Raw genomic sequence first — 14,351 nt, 5'->3', positions numbered from 1 at the left:
TGTTAAAAAATCAGGAAATTCCCGCTCTTATTCGACTGAGACTTACCTGGGTAATTCCTAAGTATGAAGCAATGTGTTTTAAGGGTATCTTTTGAATGAATTCAGGATGGTTCTCAAAAAGGCCTTTATATCTTTCTTCTGCAGTTTGAAATTGAATGGATTCAAGACGTTTTATAGTTTCTAGATAGACTGTTTGAATTAGTATCCTAAAAAGTCTTTCAATATCATGGAACTCGTCAAATAATGAGAAAAGTGCATTTGAAGGAATTCCAACAAATAAGGTCTCTTCTATCGATACAATCCCCTTGTTACTTGGTAAAGATTTAAACAAACTTTCAGCTCTGACTATTAAATCATTTTTAAAAGCGAAATACTCCGTAATCTCAAGCCCGTCTTTTAGGTAAAAGATTCTGGCAGAGCCTTCCATTACAAAATATATGGTTTTACAAGTTTTTCCTATTTCTTGAAGGACCTCATTTTTTCCTACTTTTTGGGTAAAACAAATATTTGCTAGAGCCTTCTCAGAATGGTCTTCCAAAGGAGAGTAGGATTGAATTTCCTTTAGGAATTTCAAAATTGTTTCCTGCTCATTTGATGTTCTGTTTAAGTTCATTTCAAAAATTTCTTCAAGAACTCTCTTTTCACAAATACTATCAAAAACCAGCTGATAAAGGCTGCCGCTGTTCCAATACTTGCTCCAATCAGGATGTCTACTGGATAGTGAACTCCCAAATAAATCCGGGTGTAACTGACTAAAATTGCATATAAAAATATCCAGCCCAGTCCTTTAATGGATTTTCCTAATTTTTTATTGAGAAAAACTGCTAAGCCAAAAGTATTTGCGGCGTGTGAAGATGCGAATCCATACAAGCCTCCGCATCTCCCATAATTATGAATGACATCAGTCCATCTTTCGTCATGACAGGGTCTTAATCTTTCAAAAAATGGTTTCATAAATCCAGAAGTAAATTGGTCCGAAATCAAAATAGTCAGCGCCACACCTCCAAATACCCACCAACTATTTGAGGGGTTGGATTTATAAATCTTATAGATCAAAAAAGCATATAATGGAATCCAAGTAATTGTTTCTGTGGCTTGGTACATGACTGGATCCAACCAGTCTGTATGAAAAGAATTAAGCCAGAGGAATAAATCCTCATCCCATTTTTTGATTTGCTCTATCATGGGTGAAAATTAAGCCAGTCTATCCCTTTTTTAAGATGCTTGAGCGTAAATTCCTCCCGACTCCCAGATTTTGGCTCGTGCATATAGGTCCATTCTGCCTGAGGAGGCATGCTCATCAGGATGCTTTCAGTTCTGCCATTTGTGTCCAGACCAAACTTAGTGCCTGCATCCCATACCAAGTTGAATTCCACATACCTTCCTCTTCTCAAATTTTGCCAGGCTTTCTCTTCCACAGTTACTGGATTTCCGGCATTTTTCTTCATGAAGTGCCCGTAAATTTTCGGAAATAGTCTTCCTAAGGCTAAACTAAATTCAAGTATGCTTGAAAATTGCTCATCGTTTTTACCGGCTAAGCGGTCATAAAATATTCCTCCAACTCCTCTCGTCTCATCTCTGTGTTTGAGGTAAAAATAATCGTCCGCCCAGTTTTTAAACTTTGGATAATAAGTATCGTCAAATTGATCACAAACCGACTTTAATTGCTGATGAAAATACCGAGCATCGTCAGGTACTATATAGTGAGGGGTTAAATCAATGCCGCCTCCAAACCAATAAACGCCATTTTCCATTTCAAAATAACGAATATTCATATGGATGATGGGGACATGAGGGTTAATAGGATGCAGTACAATCGAGACACCTGTAGCGTAGAAATCTGCTTTTTCCAAACCCAGTTTATTCAGGATTTTTTCAGGTGTTGGACCATGAACAGCTGAAAAAGCAACGCCACCTTTTTCTATCACTTGGCCATTTTCAAAAATCCGGGTTCTCCCACCGCCGCCTGCAGCTCTTTCCCATTTGTCCTCTTTGAATTTTCCCGTTCCATCATATTGCTCTAATTCTGAGCATATATGAACCTGGATTTTTTGATATAATTCTGCTATTTCCTCTTTACTCGCTCTAGCCATTTGTTTAGAAGGGATATCCAATCCCAAAGTTAAGTACAGTTTGACCTCTTAGGCCAAATGGTCTTCTGAAATTAATATTGTCCAACACCCATCGTTCTCCTTCTGGTTGAGATGGGTCAATTGCTTTCGTAGCTAAGTCTAGCCTAATAATCAAAAAGTCAAAATCCATTCTCAAACCTATGCCAGAACCTACAGCAAACTCTTTGTAGAATCGATCAAACCTAAAATCTGCTCCGGGTCTACTGGCATCTACGCCTATCATCCATGAATTCCCCACATCGATGAACAAGGCCATGTCAAAGTAGCCATAAAGCTTTCTTCTATATTCCAGCATGGATTCTATGATCATTTCCGAAGGTTGCTCGAAATTATAATCATAGCGCCCTCCATCACCTATGGTTGGTACAGAGCTTCCAGGTCCCAATCGTCTTGCTTGCCATGCTCTGATACTCGTACCTCCACCCGCAAAGAAATATTTTTCGTAAGGAAGAATTCCAGCACTCACTCCATAAGGTTGGGCGATTCCGAAATTTAAACGATAGGCAAAAGTCTGTTTTTGATCGACTGGATAATATCTCCTAAAATCTGCCTGAAATTTAAGCCACTGGAAATTGGCAAACTGAAGGTTTTCATTGTTGTTGCTCGGCACATTGAATAAGTTGAGCGAAGTACCGCCACTTTCTACAAACAATCGAAGAAGGGAAGATGGTCTTCTTTTCCAGTCTCCATAACGATTAAAGTTGATGACGGATTGGCCGGAAACGCTACTTACAAAAGAAGGAAGGAAGGACCAGATCAAATTATTTCCCTGATTGGCTAAATTCTGCAAAACATCCAAAAAGTCATCTGTGATATTTGGAGTTCTGATGTAGTTGATATCAGCAAGGTTGATGGTGAATTGCTGTCTTTGATTCGTGGTAGCCCAAGTATATGCTAGCAAACCGTTCAAACCCTTTCGGGTATATTCTGGTCGGTTAGTATAGTTATAACCGATTTGGGTTCGTGTATTGGGATTGTATTTCCCGTATTTTTTCAGAGTATTTGGAACGAATGGAATCAAAAATCTCGGGTAAATAATAGAAGCTGAAACTCCTAATTCCTGACTTTGATACACCCCCTGATTTGTCGCAGAGGCCACACCTTCCAGACCTGCTCTGAAGTTGAATTCCAAGATTTCTCCAGCTCTGAAAAAGTTTCTATTTCTTAATGAGGTACTGAAAAAAGGTCCAGGCAACTGTTCTGTTACACTCAAACCCAGCTGATTTGTCAATTGATATTTTTGAGCTGGCTGAGTAAAAATATTTGCTGTTAATGAAGTACCTAAGGTGTCAAAGGAAATATTGACAAACCTGAAAAGGTCCAGATTGCTTAGTTGCCTTTGGCTTTCAATTACTTTATTTCGGCTGTATCGATCATTTTTATCAAATAGAATTCTCGAAGCAAGAATTTTCTCTGAATATCGATCTCTATAAAAATTGAAATTTATACCGTCATATTGACCTGAAACTCTGCCGTCGCTGAATCCATCTGAGGGAGGGTTAATCCTAAAATTAATATTTTCAATCGTATAGATTTCATGCTGTTCAGCAAATGTGGGTTTCCTTATAATTTGCTCAATTTGAACATTTTTCTTAGCAGTATCCTGATACACATTGTACTCCAAGTAGGATTTGGAAAACATGTAAAACCCATTGTTTTTCAATAATTCTTCTACTTGATTTCTTTCAGCAATGATGTCATTTTGGGCATAGATTTTCCCTTTGGCTAAGTTGGATTTTGATTTGTTCTGATTGAGAATAATCTGGATATCCTCGTTGTCAGTTCTGGTATAAACAGAGTCGACTCTATAAGGTGTATTTTCTACAATACTATAAGTTACATATGCCTTTTTCCCTTTTGTTTCTACTTCAAAAGAGCTCCTTGAATCAAAAAAACCATTATTCTGGAGGTAAGCAGAAATATTCCTGTTTGTTGATTCCAAAAGGCTGCTATCCAAAACTGTTACCGGATTGCCAGTTCGCATGAACCCATTTCCATATTCCTCTTTTTCTTTGAGATTCTCGATTTTGGTATTGAGCTTATCGGATTTTTTCTGAAGTTTTCTGTCCCCTGGAATAGAGTCAAGCTGTTGTTCTATTTGCTTTAGCTCTTTTTCAATTTCAACCCTTTTTTCACTGACTGCGACACTGTCAAAGAATGATTTCCCAAATCTGTAAATAGTGACTCCTGGAGAAAAATTAAAAACAGGAATTCTAAAATTGGGTTCCTGCTGGATTAAACCAGCTATTTCTTCTTCGCTAGCTTTTTCTACCCCTTCTATATCAGATTCATAGACTACATATTCTCCTTCTTGGAGATTTTTAGTCAAGGAACAAGCTGAAGCAAGCCCTAGCAGAGAAAGAAAAAGTATATATTTGGAGAATTTCAAATCGAAAGATTCAATCACAATGCTTAGCAAAAATACGGTTAAGTTTATAAAATCCTTACATCAGAAGAAATACCGTGCCGAACATCAAAAGTTCTTTGTAGAAGGTGAAAAAAGTGTTGTGGAGGTGATCAACTCAGACTTCATCATTGATTTTTTGGTGGCTACTCCTGATTTTATCGAAAGGCATAATGTTCTTTTAAAAAAATGCAGTTTCGAAATTATCCAAGCAACAAAAAATCAATTAGAAAGCTTGGGTCAATATCAAAGCAATGATTCGGCTTTAGCAGTGGTAAAGCAAAAAGTCAATGAAGCTTTTACACCCGATCGAAATGAGCTTGTCGTTGCGCTGGATGATGTAAGAGATCCCGGGAACCTAGGGACCATCATCCGTATTGCGGATTGGTATGGAATCAAAAAACTTCTTTTTTCCTCTCAAACGGCTGATTTCTATAACCCCAAGGTTATTCAAGCTAGTATGGGGTCATTTACCAGGATTCAATTTTTTTACGGAGACTTACCTACAGTTCTCTCCTCCTGGAATTTACCGGTTTATGGAGCATTTTTGGATGGGGAAAATCTGCATGGCTTGTCAAAAGTAGAACCGGGGGTAATTTTGATGGGGAATGAATCGAAAGGAATTTCTCCAGAGGTAGAGCCTTTTGTTTCAAGGAAAATAACCATTCCTGCCTTTGGCTCTGCCGAGTCATTGAATGTTGCGATAGCGACTGCTGTCCTCTGTGATAATTTTAAAAGATTGATTGGCTAAGTGGAAAAAATCTGGAGTCTTCTGAAGAGAGTTGGTCTCAATGGTTTTCTTTTAGGACTATTTGGAGCCATTGCTTTGGGCTATCTATTTCCAGAATGGGGGGCAGCATCCAGTCCAGTCCCTTGGAAACCGATCATCAATGTAGGAATTGCATTGGTTTTCTTCTTTTATGGAGTGAAGCTCGATCCGCATCAGTTACGACAAGGTCTTTCCAACTGGAAATTGCACCTTTTGATTCAATTAACTACGTTTTTGCTTTTTCCATTGCTAGTATTCTTGGGACTTCAATTGATTCCTTCAATCAAACAGGATTTTGTTTTGGGAATTAGTTATTTATCGGCTTTGCCTTCAACCGTTAGTGCATCAGTAGTAATGGTTTCAATCGCAAGGGGGAATATTCCTGCTGCTATATTTAACGCAAGTATTTCCAGCTTGATCGGAGTGGTAGTCACTCCTCTCTGGATGGATGTTCTAGGAGAAGCTAGCCTGGGAGTTGAGGTAGACTTTTTGCCAACTCTTTTGGAATTAACTTATAAGGTCATACTCCCGGTTTGTTTAGGAATATTTCTTCATAAATGGCTTTTTTCTAAAATCCACGAACATCTGCAACGACTGAAATATGTGGATCAAAGCGTAATTATGATTATTGTTTTTACGGCTTTTTCGGAGTCATTTACTCAAAAAATATTTGCGCCATATTCCTTATCTACTCTTTTTCAGTTAGCTGCGATCATGTTAGGGCTCTTCGCCTTGATATGCATGATTACATACTACCTTTCAAATGTACTTTCCTTTTCAGTAGAAGATAGGATTACGGCTCTTTTCTGTGGTTCCAAAAAATCTTTGGTGCATGGAGTTGTGATTGGAAAAGTGATATTCCCCGATCCTGCTATTCTGGGATTAGTACTTCTTCCAGTGATGCTTTATCACATTCAGCAATTGATTGTCGGATCTATTTTAGCCCAACGATTTTCAAGACAAGAACGATAGGCTTTTGTCAAAAAAACTTGTTAAAGAATAAGTCAAAAAAAGAGGATAGATCTCTCTGATGAATTCTATCCTCTTTCTATTTAGATGTACTTTTCGGACAAATTACCGACAAAATCGATGTATTCTTGGGTAGCCTCTTCCTGACTTTTTCCCTTTAAACTCAACCAGCTATTGTATTTAGCAGCAGCTTTGAAGTCAAATCCCCCCGGTCTTTCTCCTGTATTATCTCCCTCAGTGGCTTGTTTGTAAAGGCCATAAAGTTTCAATAATTCTTCATTACTGGGTCTTTCTGTAAATTTTTTGGTTAAGGCCATTGCCTCATCCAGTGTGGTAGGTTTCATGTAAACTCTAATTGGTGTTTTCAGTTTCCAAATATCCGCTAAAAATCCGGTTTGGATGAGATATGTCAATAAAAAAGCCAACCTTAGGAAGGCTGGCTTTCATATTTTAGCTTAAATCAAATTATCTTCTATTCATAGAAACATAATCTCTTTCATTTGCACCAGTATATACTTGTCTTGGTCTACCGATTGGTTCACCGTTTTCACGCATTTCTTTCCATTGTGCGATCCAACCTGGAAGACGACCCAAAGCAAACATTACCGTGAACATATCAGTAGGTATACCCAATGCACGGTAGATAATTCCAGAATAGAAATCCACATTTGGATATAGCTTTCTGTCTACGAAATATTGATCATTCAATGCAGCGTATTCCAATTCTTTGGCGATTTCTAATACTGGATCATTTACTCCTAGTTTTTCTAATACATCGTCAGCTGCTTTCTTGATGATTTTCGCTCTCGGATCAAAGTTTTTATACACTCTGTGTCCAAAACCCATCAATCTGAAAGGATCATTCTTGTCTTTTGCTTTGTCTAGATATTTTTTAGCATCTCCACCATCAGCCTTGATAGCTTCTAGCATTTCGATTACTGACTGATTTGCTCCTCCGTGAAGTGGTCCCCAAAGCGCATTGATACCTGCAGAAATAGAAGCATAGATACTTGCTTGAGAAGAACCTACAATTCTCACTGTAGAAGTAGAACAGTTTTGTTCGTGATCGGCATGAAGGATCAATAATTTATCCAAAGCTTTAGATACTACAGGATCTACATCATACTTTTCTGCCGGAAGGGCAAACATCATTTTTAAGAAATTGGAGCAATAATCCAATGTATTATCTGGATAATTTACTGGATGTCCCATTTCATTCTTGTATGCCCATGCTGCGAAAGTTGGCATTTTGGCAATAAGACGGATGATGCTCATGTTCACCTCTTCTTTGCTTCTATTTGGATTTAATGAATCAGGGTAGAAAGCAGATAGAGAACAAATCAAAGAAGATAGCACGCCCATTGGGTGCGCATTGGAAGGGAAGCCATCTAGAATCTTCTTGATGTCTTCGTGTACCAAAGTGTGATGAGTGATTTCTTTGGAGAAGTTTTCAAATTCAGCCTGGGTAGGAAGTTCACCGTAGATAAGAAGGTAAGCTACCTCCAAGAAAGTTGACTTCTCTGCCAAATCTTCAATTCTGTATCCTCTGTATCGAAGAATTCCTTCTTCTCCATCTAAAAATGTGATTGCACTAGTGGTTGATCCGGTATTTTTATAACCTGGATCCAAGGTGATTAGACCAGTAGCTCCTCTTAGTTTTGCAATATCGATTGCAGGTTCTTGTTCGGTTCCGACTATAATCGGAAACTCAAAATCTTGTCCGTTATAGGACAACTTGGCGGAATCAGACATATAACTTGTTTTTGGATTGCGTTTTTATAAAAACCGTAAAAGATGGCCTTAAGTTACTAAAATCCCATATTTTTTAAGGTTTTATTATGCGATGGGTAATATAATTTTGCAAAAATGCTCTTTTTACCGTTTGAAAAGCAAGGGAATTTTAAATTGGTTATTGGAAATACAATAAATCCTTAAAATTTCTTTTCGAAAAAGATTGCTCTCGCAAAATTTTCATGAAAAAAGCCCCGAAGGGCTTTTTTTAATCACAAAAATGTTCGAAAACCTCAACTAAGTGGTCACCGATCATTTTAGCATTTCTTCCTTCAATGTGATGACGCTCGATGAAATGAACTAGTTCTCCATCTTTGAACAAAGCCATAGCAGGAGAGGATGGAGGATAAGGTAATACGATTTCTCTCACTTTATCCACAGCTTCACGATCGTTTCCGGCAAATACTGTTGCAAGAGTAGTCGGTTTCTTCGAAGCATTCTCCAAAGCATATCTTACGCCCGGTCTTGCTGCACCTGCAGCACAGCCACAGACAGAGTTCACCACCACGAAAGTGGTTCCTTTATGGTCTGGACCTAGGTGGGTAGCAACTTGTTCTGCTGTTCTAAACTCTTCAAATCCTACATCTGAGAGTTCAGCTCTCATAGGAGCAATTAATTCTTCAGGGTACATATTATCTTATTATTTATAGTTCTTTATAGAAATCCTAATTCAAGTTTTGCAGCTTCAGACATCATATCTTGAGAGTAGGGTGGATCAAATGTTACTTCTACTTCCACATTATTAATTCCTTGAATCTGCTGTATTTTATCTTTTACCTCAGAAGGTATAAATTCCGCTGATGGACAGTTCGGTGAGGTTAAGGTCATTAAAACATAGACGTTATTGACAGGATAAACAGTGATCTCATAGATCAATCCTAATTCATAAACATCTACTGGAATTTCAGGATCATAAACCAATTTAATGGCCTGAACCACTTTCTCCTTCAAATTTGTAACCTGTCCAACTGTATTATTTTCAGTTTCCATAATTAGGCGTTTAGCTTGGTTTGGAAGGCAATGGCATACAACTTCATCTGCTTAATCATTGAAGCCAACCCATTGGATCTTTGACTCCCAATAATACTCCCCATGCCTATTCTGTTAATAAAATTGAGATCAGCATGGATGATTTCCTCTGGAGTTCTGTCATTCAAAACACGAATTAAAAGCGAAATCAATCCTTTGGTAATGTCCGTATTTGAATCAGCTTTGAAGTGTACTTTACCATCATTTTCATCTGCAATCAACCACACTTTAGATTGACAGCCTTTTATGATATTATCTTCTTTTTGCTCCTCAACGGGAAAATCCTCTAAGTTTCCTCCAAGTTCCATTATGTAGAAAATGGTGGATTCTCTGTCATCTCCCAAGATCTCAAATTCTGATACGATTTCGTCTTGAATTTCGTTGATGCTGCTCATTTATTTTTGATTTTGGCTATTCTGGCAATTCCTTCTGCCATTTGCTCAATTTCAGATTTGGTATTGTAAACAGCAAAGCTAGCCCTAACAGTTCCTTCTATTCCAAATCGTTTCATCAAAGGCTGAGTACAATGGTGGCCTGTTCTCACAGCGATACCTCTAGCGTCCAGCATTTGACCTACATCGAATGGGTGCATGCCGTTGATATTGAAAGATAGAACAGATACTTTTTGTTTTGCCGTACCTATCGGTTGAAAGCCTTTGATATCAGCCGTCAATTCATTGGCATAGCTCAAAAGCTCATCTTCGTGCTCCTTAATTGCCTTTTTATCTAAGGAGTCAATAAACTCTATTGCAGCGTCGAATGCAATTACGTCAGCTATATTGGGAGTTCCTGCTTCGAATTTGAAAGGGATGTCATTGTAGGTTGTTTTTTCGAAGGTAACTTCCTTGATCATTTCTCCACCACCCAAAAATGGTGGCATGGCTTCAAGGATTTCCCTTTTTCCATACAACACTCCCAATCCGGTAGGACCATATAATTTGTGAGCAGAAAACACCATAAAATCGCAATCCAAGCCCACAACATCTATTTCCAAATGACTCGTGGATTGCGCTCCGTCCAATAACACCTTGGCTCCAACAGCATGCGCTGCATCAATCATTTTCTTGACTGGATTGATCGTGCCCAGTGCATTAGAAGCATGAACTACGCTTAGAAGTTTGGTTTTGGAAGTAAGAAGTTTCTCGAATTCCTGATAGTCTAGCTCTCCATTTTCGTGAACGGGGATGATTTTCAGGACTGCTCCTGTTACTTCGCAGAGCATTTGCCAAGGAACAATATTGGAATGGTGCTCCATGGTCGAGATGATGATTTCATCACCTTTACCGATAAATTTCCTACCAAAGGTCTGCGCTACTAGGTTAATTGACTCAGTAGTTCCTTTTGTAAAGATTATTTCAGCACTCTCTTTGGCATTGATAAATTTTCTAACGGACTCGCGGGTATTTTCAAAATACTGAGTAGCTCTGTCAGCTAGAGCATGTGCACCCCTATGAATATTGGAATTATCCTTTTCATAGTAGGAGGTTAATGCCTCAAGAACCTGCTTCGGTTTTTGTGTAGTTGCTGCATTATCAAAATAAATCAAGGGCTTGCCGTGTACTTCTTGGTGAAGCACAGGAAACAAGCCCCTGATTTGGTTCACATCAAAATTCATGAATGGATTTTAGAATTTACTTCCAAGTCTTTCCTGCACCAAATTAGTACAGTATGCTTGGAAGCTTTCGGTTTCTATGTGTTCTAATACTTCTCCTGCAAATGCATACAAAAGCAAACCTTTTGCCTGCATTTTATCTATCCCTCTCGCCTGCAAATAGAACAAAGCCTCTTCATCCAACTGGCCTGTCGTACATCCATGAGAACATTTCACATCATCTGCCCAAATTTCTAATTGTGGCTTGGTATTGATTACCGCATTTTCAGAAAGCAAGATGTTATTGTTCTGCTGAAAAGCATTGGTCTTCTGAGCATCTTGTCTTACAAAGATTTTTCCATTGAAAACTCCTCTTGAATGGTCAGTCAAGATTCCTTTGTACAATTCATTAGATTCTGCATGAGGCACGGTGTGATCTACGTTCGTGTGATTATCCACGTGTGTTTTACCGTTCAATAGGTAAATGCCGTACATGTTCCCAACGGAATTACTTCCCAGAATATTCAGGTTGAGGTTATTTCTAACCATATTTCCTGAAAGTGATATGGTAACTGCTGAAAACTGAGAGTCTTGGTGAATATCAGTTTCAATATTGCTTACTTCGATGAATAGCCTGCCTTCATTCTGAAGTCTGTAGTAATTGATCTTGGTGTTCAATCCTCCCTTGATCTCTACCACTTTATTGGCAAAGACAGTTTCTTCTCCTAGAAGGACAGACTGCTCAATGAAAGTAACTTCAGCAAAATCACCAGATTCAATCCATATTCTAGGTTGTACAACCTGTCCAGAATTTGCTTTAAAAAATGAAAGCAAGAGTATTGGTGCAGTTATTTGAGTTTTCTTTGGAACAGATATAAATGCACCGTCTTGAAATGAAGCTAAATTTAAGGCAGCAAAAGCATCCTTTTCAGGCTTGGCAATGCTTCCTATATTCAAGTCTTCTTTTTTTGAAATAGAAGAAATCTCTACACCCTCAGGCAAGTCAGAAAGTTCAGAAATAAAGTATCCATTGTTGAATACAAGGACATTTCCCTCAAAACCTTCATAAATAGATTGGTCGACAAGTTCTTTGGTCAACTCAATTGGTTTTGCAGATTGAAAGTCTGAAATTTCTTTTTCCAGTTTTCTGGATATCTGAGTGAATTTATATTCCTCTTCCTTTACAGCCGGCAAACCTTGAGAAAGAAAACTCTCTTTACCCAGAGTTCTCTGCTCATTAAAATTGTCAGTTGCTGCTTCCAATAAAGGAGAGAAGGTATCTTGTTTTGTCAAGGTACTCATGGTAGTTTTTTTATAAATCAGACAGTGGCTGCCGAATCAATTTCTTCTTTGATCCAGTCGTAACCTTTTTCTTCCAGTTCCAAGGCCAATTCCTTGGTTCCTGATTTCACTATTCTTCCTTTATATAATACATGTACATAATCTGGTACGATGTAATCTAAAAGTCGCTGATAGTGAGTTACTACGATTGTAGCATTATCTGCTGATTTCAATTGATTAACTCCGTTGGATACGACTTTAAGTGCGTCAATATCTAATCCAGAGTCAGTTTCGTCCAAAATGGATAATGTTGGCTCCAACATTGCCATCTGGAAAATTTCATTTCTCTTTTTCTCCCCTCCTGAAAAACCTTCATTCAAAGCTCTGCTCAAAAGTTTTTGGTCAATCTCAACCAATTTCATTTTTTCCTTCATCAAAGAAAGAAACTTCACCGCATCCAAAGGCTCCAAACCTCTATATTCTCTTACCTGATTCACGGCAGTTCTGAGGAAGTTGGTGGAAGATACACCAGGAATTTCTACAGGATATTGAAATGCAAGGAATACGCCCTCTCTAGCTCTATCTTCTGGTGCAAGATCCAAAAGGTCTTTGCCTTTGAAAGTCACTTCTCCTTCAGTTACTTCATATTCTTCTCTTCCAGCCAAAACTGAGGCAAGAGTAGATTTTCCGGACCCATTAGGTCCCATGATAGCGTGAACTTCACCTGCTTTTACTTCCAAATTGATGCCTCTCAAGATAGGAGTGCCCTCAATTGATGCGTGTAGGTTTTTTATTGATAACATGGTTCTAGATTTTCAATTTCAAATTTTAACTCAGGCGCTTAACCTACAGATCCTTCTAGGGTTAAGGCTAATAGTTTTTGCGCTTCCACTGCAAATTCCATTGGAAGTTGGTTCAGAACTTCTTTTGCATACCCATTAACAATCAAAGCAACAGCATCTTCTGTGGCAATACCTCTTTGGTTGCAATAGAAAATTTGATCTTCACCAATTTTCGATGTAGTCGCTTCATGCTCTACTTTGGCGCTTGGATTATTGATATCGATATATGGGAAAGTGTGAGCTCCACATCGATCCCCCATTAATAAGGAGTCGCACTGGGAGAAGTTTCTGGCATTATCTGCTCTCTTCATCACCTGAACCTGACCTCTATAGGAGTTTTGGGATTTACCAGCTGAGATACCTTTGGATACGATTCTTGATTTGGTGTTTTTACCAATGTGAATCATTTTGGTCCCGGTATCAGCTTGTTGGTAATTGTTGGTTACGGCTACTGAATAGAATTCACCTATAGAGTAATCTCCTTTTAATATACAGGATGGATATTTCCATGTCACTGCAGATCCAGTTTCAACCTGAGTCCAAGAAATCTTGGAATGATCTCCAGCGCAGATTCCTCTCTTCGTAACAAAGTTGTAAATACCTCCTTTACCGTTTTTGTCTCCTGGGAACCAGTTTTGAACGGTAGAGTACTTCACCTCTGCATGAGCTGCTGCGTAAATTTCAACTACAGCCGCATGAAGTTGGTTTTCATCTCTTTGAGGTGCTGTACAGCCTTCCAAATAAGATACATATGACTCTTCTTCCGCAACGATCAAGGTTCTTTCGAATTGACCCGTGTTTGCGGCATTGATTCGGAAGTAGGTGGAAAGCTCCATAGGACATCTTACACCTTTTGGAATGTAGCAGAATGATCCATCAGAGAAGACAGCCGAGTTAAGAGCTGCATAATAATTGTCTGTCATTGGGACCACTGATCCCAAATACTTTTTAACTAATTCAGGGTGCTCTTTCACCGCTTCACTGAAGGAGCAGAAAATGATTCCGAGTTTGCTAAGTGTACCTTTAAAGGTAGTAGCAACAGAAACTGAATCAAGGACTGCATCTACAGCAATACCTTGAAGTCTTTTTTGCTCATTTAAAGAAATACCTAGTCTCTCGTAGATCGCTAATAACTCCGGATCAACCTCATTTAAGTTTTTTGGCTTATTAGATTGCTTAGGTGCAGAGTAATATCTCAACTTATCAAAATCAATTTTAGGATAAGTCACGTTGGCCCAATCGGGCTCAGCCATTTCCTGCCAAGTTCTAAAAGCTTTGAGTCTCCACTCTAATAGCCAAGAAGGCTCCTCTTTCTTTGCAGAGATCCATTTTATAATATCCTCATTTAAGCCCACAGCTGCTTCATCAGCCTCATAATTGACTGACCAACCGTGTTCGTATTCCTTTGAGGTGAATTCTTCTAAAATTTCGTTGTCTTTGCTCATTATTGGTGAGTTATTTAGACTAATTACATTTTGACTGCGAAGGTACAACATATAATCAAAATATTATGTTCAATCACATTCGAAAAATCTATTGGAGA

15 protein-coding genes are annotated in these 14,351 nt (G+C 38.5%); 2 read left to right on the top strand and 13 right to left on the bottom strand.

The features are described from left to right. Positions 1–10 precede the first annotated feature (10 nt). From BM073_RS12455 to tamL, 4 genes are read right to left on the bottom strand one after another with little or no spacing between them, the layout of a single operon-like run. The gene (locus BM073_RS12455; RefSeq protein WP_091654567.1) at positions 11–613 is read right to left on the bottom strand and encodes a Crp/Fnr family transcriptional regulator; all 603 of its coding nucleotides are present in this window, start codon (positions 611–613) and stop codon (positions 11–13) included. After that, the gene (locus tag BM073_RS12450) at positions 610–1,185 is read right to left on the bottom strand and encodes a phosphatase PAP2 family protein (RefSeq protein ID WP_091654565.1); all 576 of its coding nucleotides are present in this window, start codon (positions 1,183–1,185) and stop codon (positions 610–612) included. Before BM073_RS12450 ends, BM073_RS12455 begins: the two co-directional genes overlap by 4 nt. Next, entirely contained in the window at positions 1,182–2,093 is a 912-nt protein-coding gene (gene hemF / locus BM073_RS12445; protein WP_091654759.1) for an oxygen-dependent coproporphyrinogen oxidase, read from the bottom strand. Before hemF ends, BM073_RS12450 begins: the two co-directional genes overlap by 4 nt. A 4-nt stretch (positions 2,094–2,097) precedes the next feature. Beyond that, positions 2,098–4,521, bottom strand: a complete 2,424-nt coding sequence (gene tamL / locus BM073_RS12440) for a translocation and assembly module lipoprotein TamL (protein ID WP_091654758.1) — start codon at positions 4,519–4,521, stop codon at positions 2,098–2,100. A gap of 19 nt (positions 4,522–4,540) precedes the next feature. On the opposite strand from tamL, the gene BM073_RS12435 reads away from it, so the two are divergent. Together BM073_RS12435 and BM073_RS12430 are read left to right on the top strand one after the other, a co-directional pair. Next, positions 4,541–5,287, top strand: coding sequence for a TrmH family RNA methyltransferase (locus BM073_RS12435; RefSeq protein WP_091654563.1), 747 nt, complete (start codon positions 4,541–4,543; stop codon positions 5,285–5,287). After that, positions 5,288–6,277 (top strand): bile acid:sodium symporter family protein, encoded by a 990-nt coding sequence (locus BM073_RS12430; protein WP_091654562.1) that lies wholly within the window; start codon positions 5,288–5,290, stop codon positions 6,275–6,277. A gap of 80 nt (positions 6,278–6,357) precedes the next feature. On the opposite strand, the gene BM073_RS12425 is transcribed toward BM073_RS12430, so the two are convergent. The 9 genes from BM073_RS12425 to sufB form a co-directional block, all read right to left on the bottom strand. Then, positions 6,358–6,618, bottom strand: a complete 261-nt coding sequence (locus tag BM073_RS12425) for an acyl-CoA-binding protein (protein ID WP_091654560.1) — start codon at positions 6,616–6,618, stop codon at positions 6,358–6,360. A 121-nt stretch (positions 6,619–6,739) separates the two neighbouring features. Next, on the bottom strand, positions 6,740–8,026 hold the full coding sequence (locus tag BM073_RS12420; protein WP_091654558.1) for a citrate synthase: 1,287 nt from the start codon (positions 8,024–8,026) through the stop codon (positions 6,740–6,742). Positions 8,027–8,273: 247 nt separating this feature from the next. Further along, a complete protein-coding gene (locus BM073_RS12415; RefSeq protein ID WP_091654556.1) occupies positions 8,274–8,696 on the bottom strand; it encodes a BrxA/BrxB family bacilliredoxin in 423 nt (140 codons plus the stop codon). 23 nt (positions 8,697–8,719) lie between these two features. After that, positions 8,720–9,055 carry an iron-sulfur cluster assembly protein gene (locus tag BM073_RS12410; protein ID WP_091654555.1) on the bottom strand — a complete coding sequence of 112 codons (336 nt, stop codon included), beginning with the start codon at positions 9,053–9,055 and terminating at the stop codon, positions 8,720–8,722. Positions 9,056–9,057: 2 nt separating this feature from the next. Further along, entirely contained in the window at positions 9,058–9,489 is a 432-nt protein-coding gene (locus tag BM073_RS12405; RefSeq protein WP_091654554.1) for a SufE family protein, read from the bottom strand. Then, on the bottom strand, positions 9,486–10,709 hold the full coding sequence (locus tag BM073_RS12400) for a SufS family cysteine desulfurase (RefSeq protein WP_091654553.1): 1,224 nt from the start codon (positions 10,707–10,709) through the stop codon (positions 9,486–9,488). Before BM073_RS12400 ends, BM073_RS12405 begins: the two co-directional genes overlap by 4 nt. A 9-nt stretch (positions 10,710–10,718) precedes the next feature. Next, the gene (gene sufD / locus BM073_RS12395; RefSeq protein WP_091654552.1) at positions 10,719–11,987 is read right to left on the bottom strand and encodes a Fe-S cluster assembly protein SufD; all 1,269 of its coding nucleotides are present in this window, start codon (positions 11,985–11,987) and stop codon (positions 10,719–10,721) included. Positions 11,988–12,004: 17 nt separating this feature from the next. Then, entirely contained in the window at positions 12,005–12,769 is a 765-nt protein-coding gene (gene sufC / locus BM073_RS12390; RefSeq protein ID WP_091654551.1) for a Fe-S cluster assembly ATPase SufC, read from the bottom strand. Positions 12,770–12,807: 38 nt separating this feature from the next. Next, complete coding sequence (gene sufB / locus BM073_RS12385) at positions 12,808–14,253, bottom strand: Fe-S cluster assembly protein SufB (protein ID WP_091654550.1); 1,446 nt, start codon at positions 14,251–14,253, stop codon at positions 12,808–12,810. Positions 14,254–14,351: the final 98 nt, after the last annotated feature.

Source organism: Algoriphagus ornithinivorans (genome assembly GCF_900115305.1).
Taxonomy (GTDB): domain Bacteria; phylum Bacteroidota; class Bacteroidia; order Cytophagales; family Cyclobacteriaceae; genus Algoriphagus; species Algoriphagus ornithinivorans.
The sequence above is the reverse complement of the archived record's forward strand: the minus strand, read 5'-3'. Positions and strand labels throughout refer to the sequence as shown.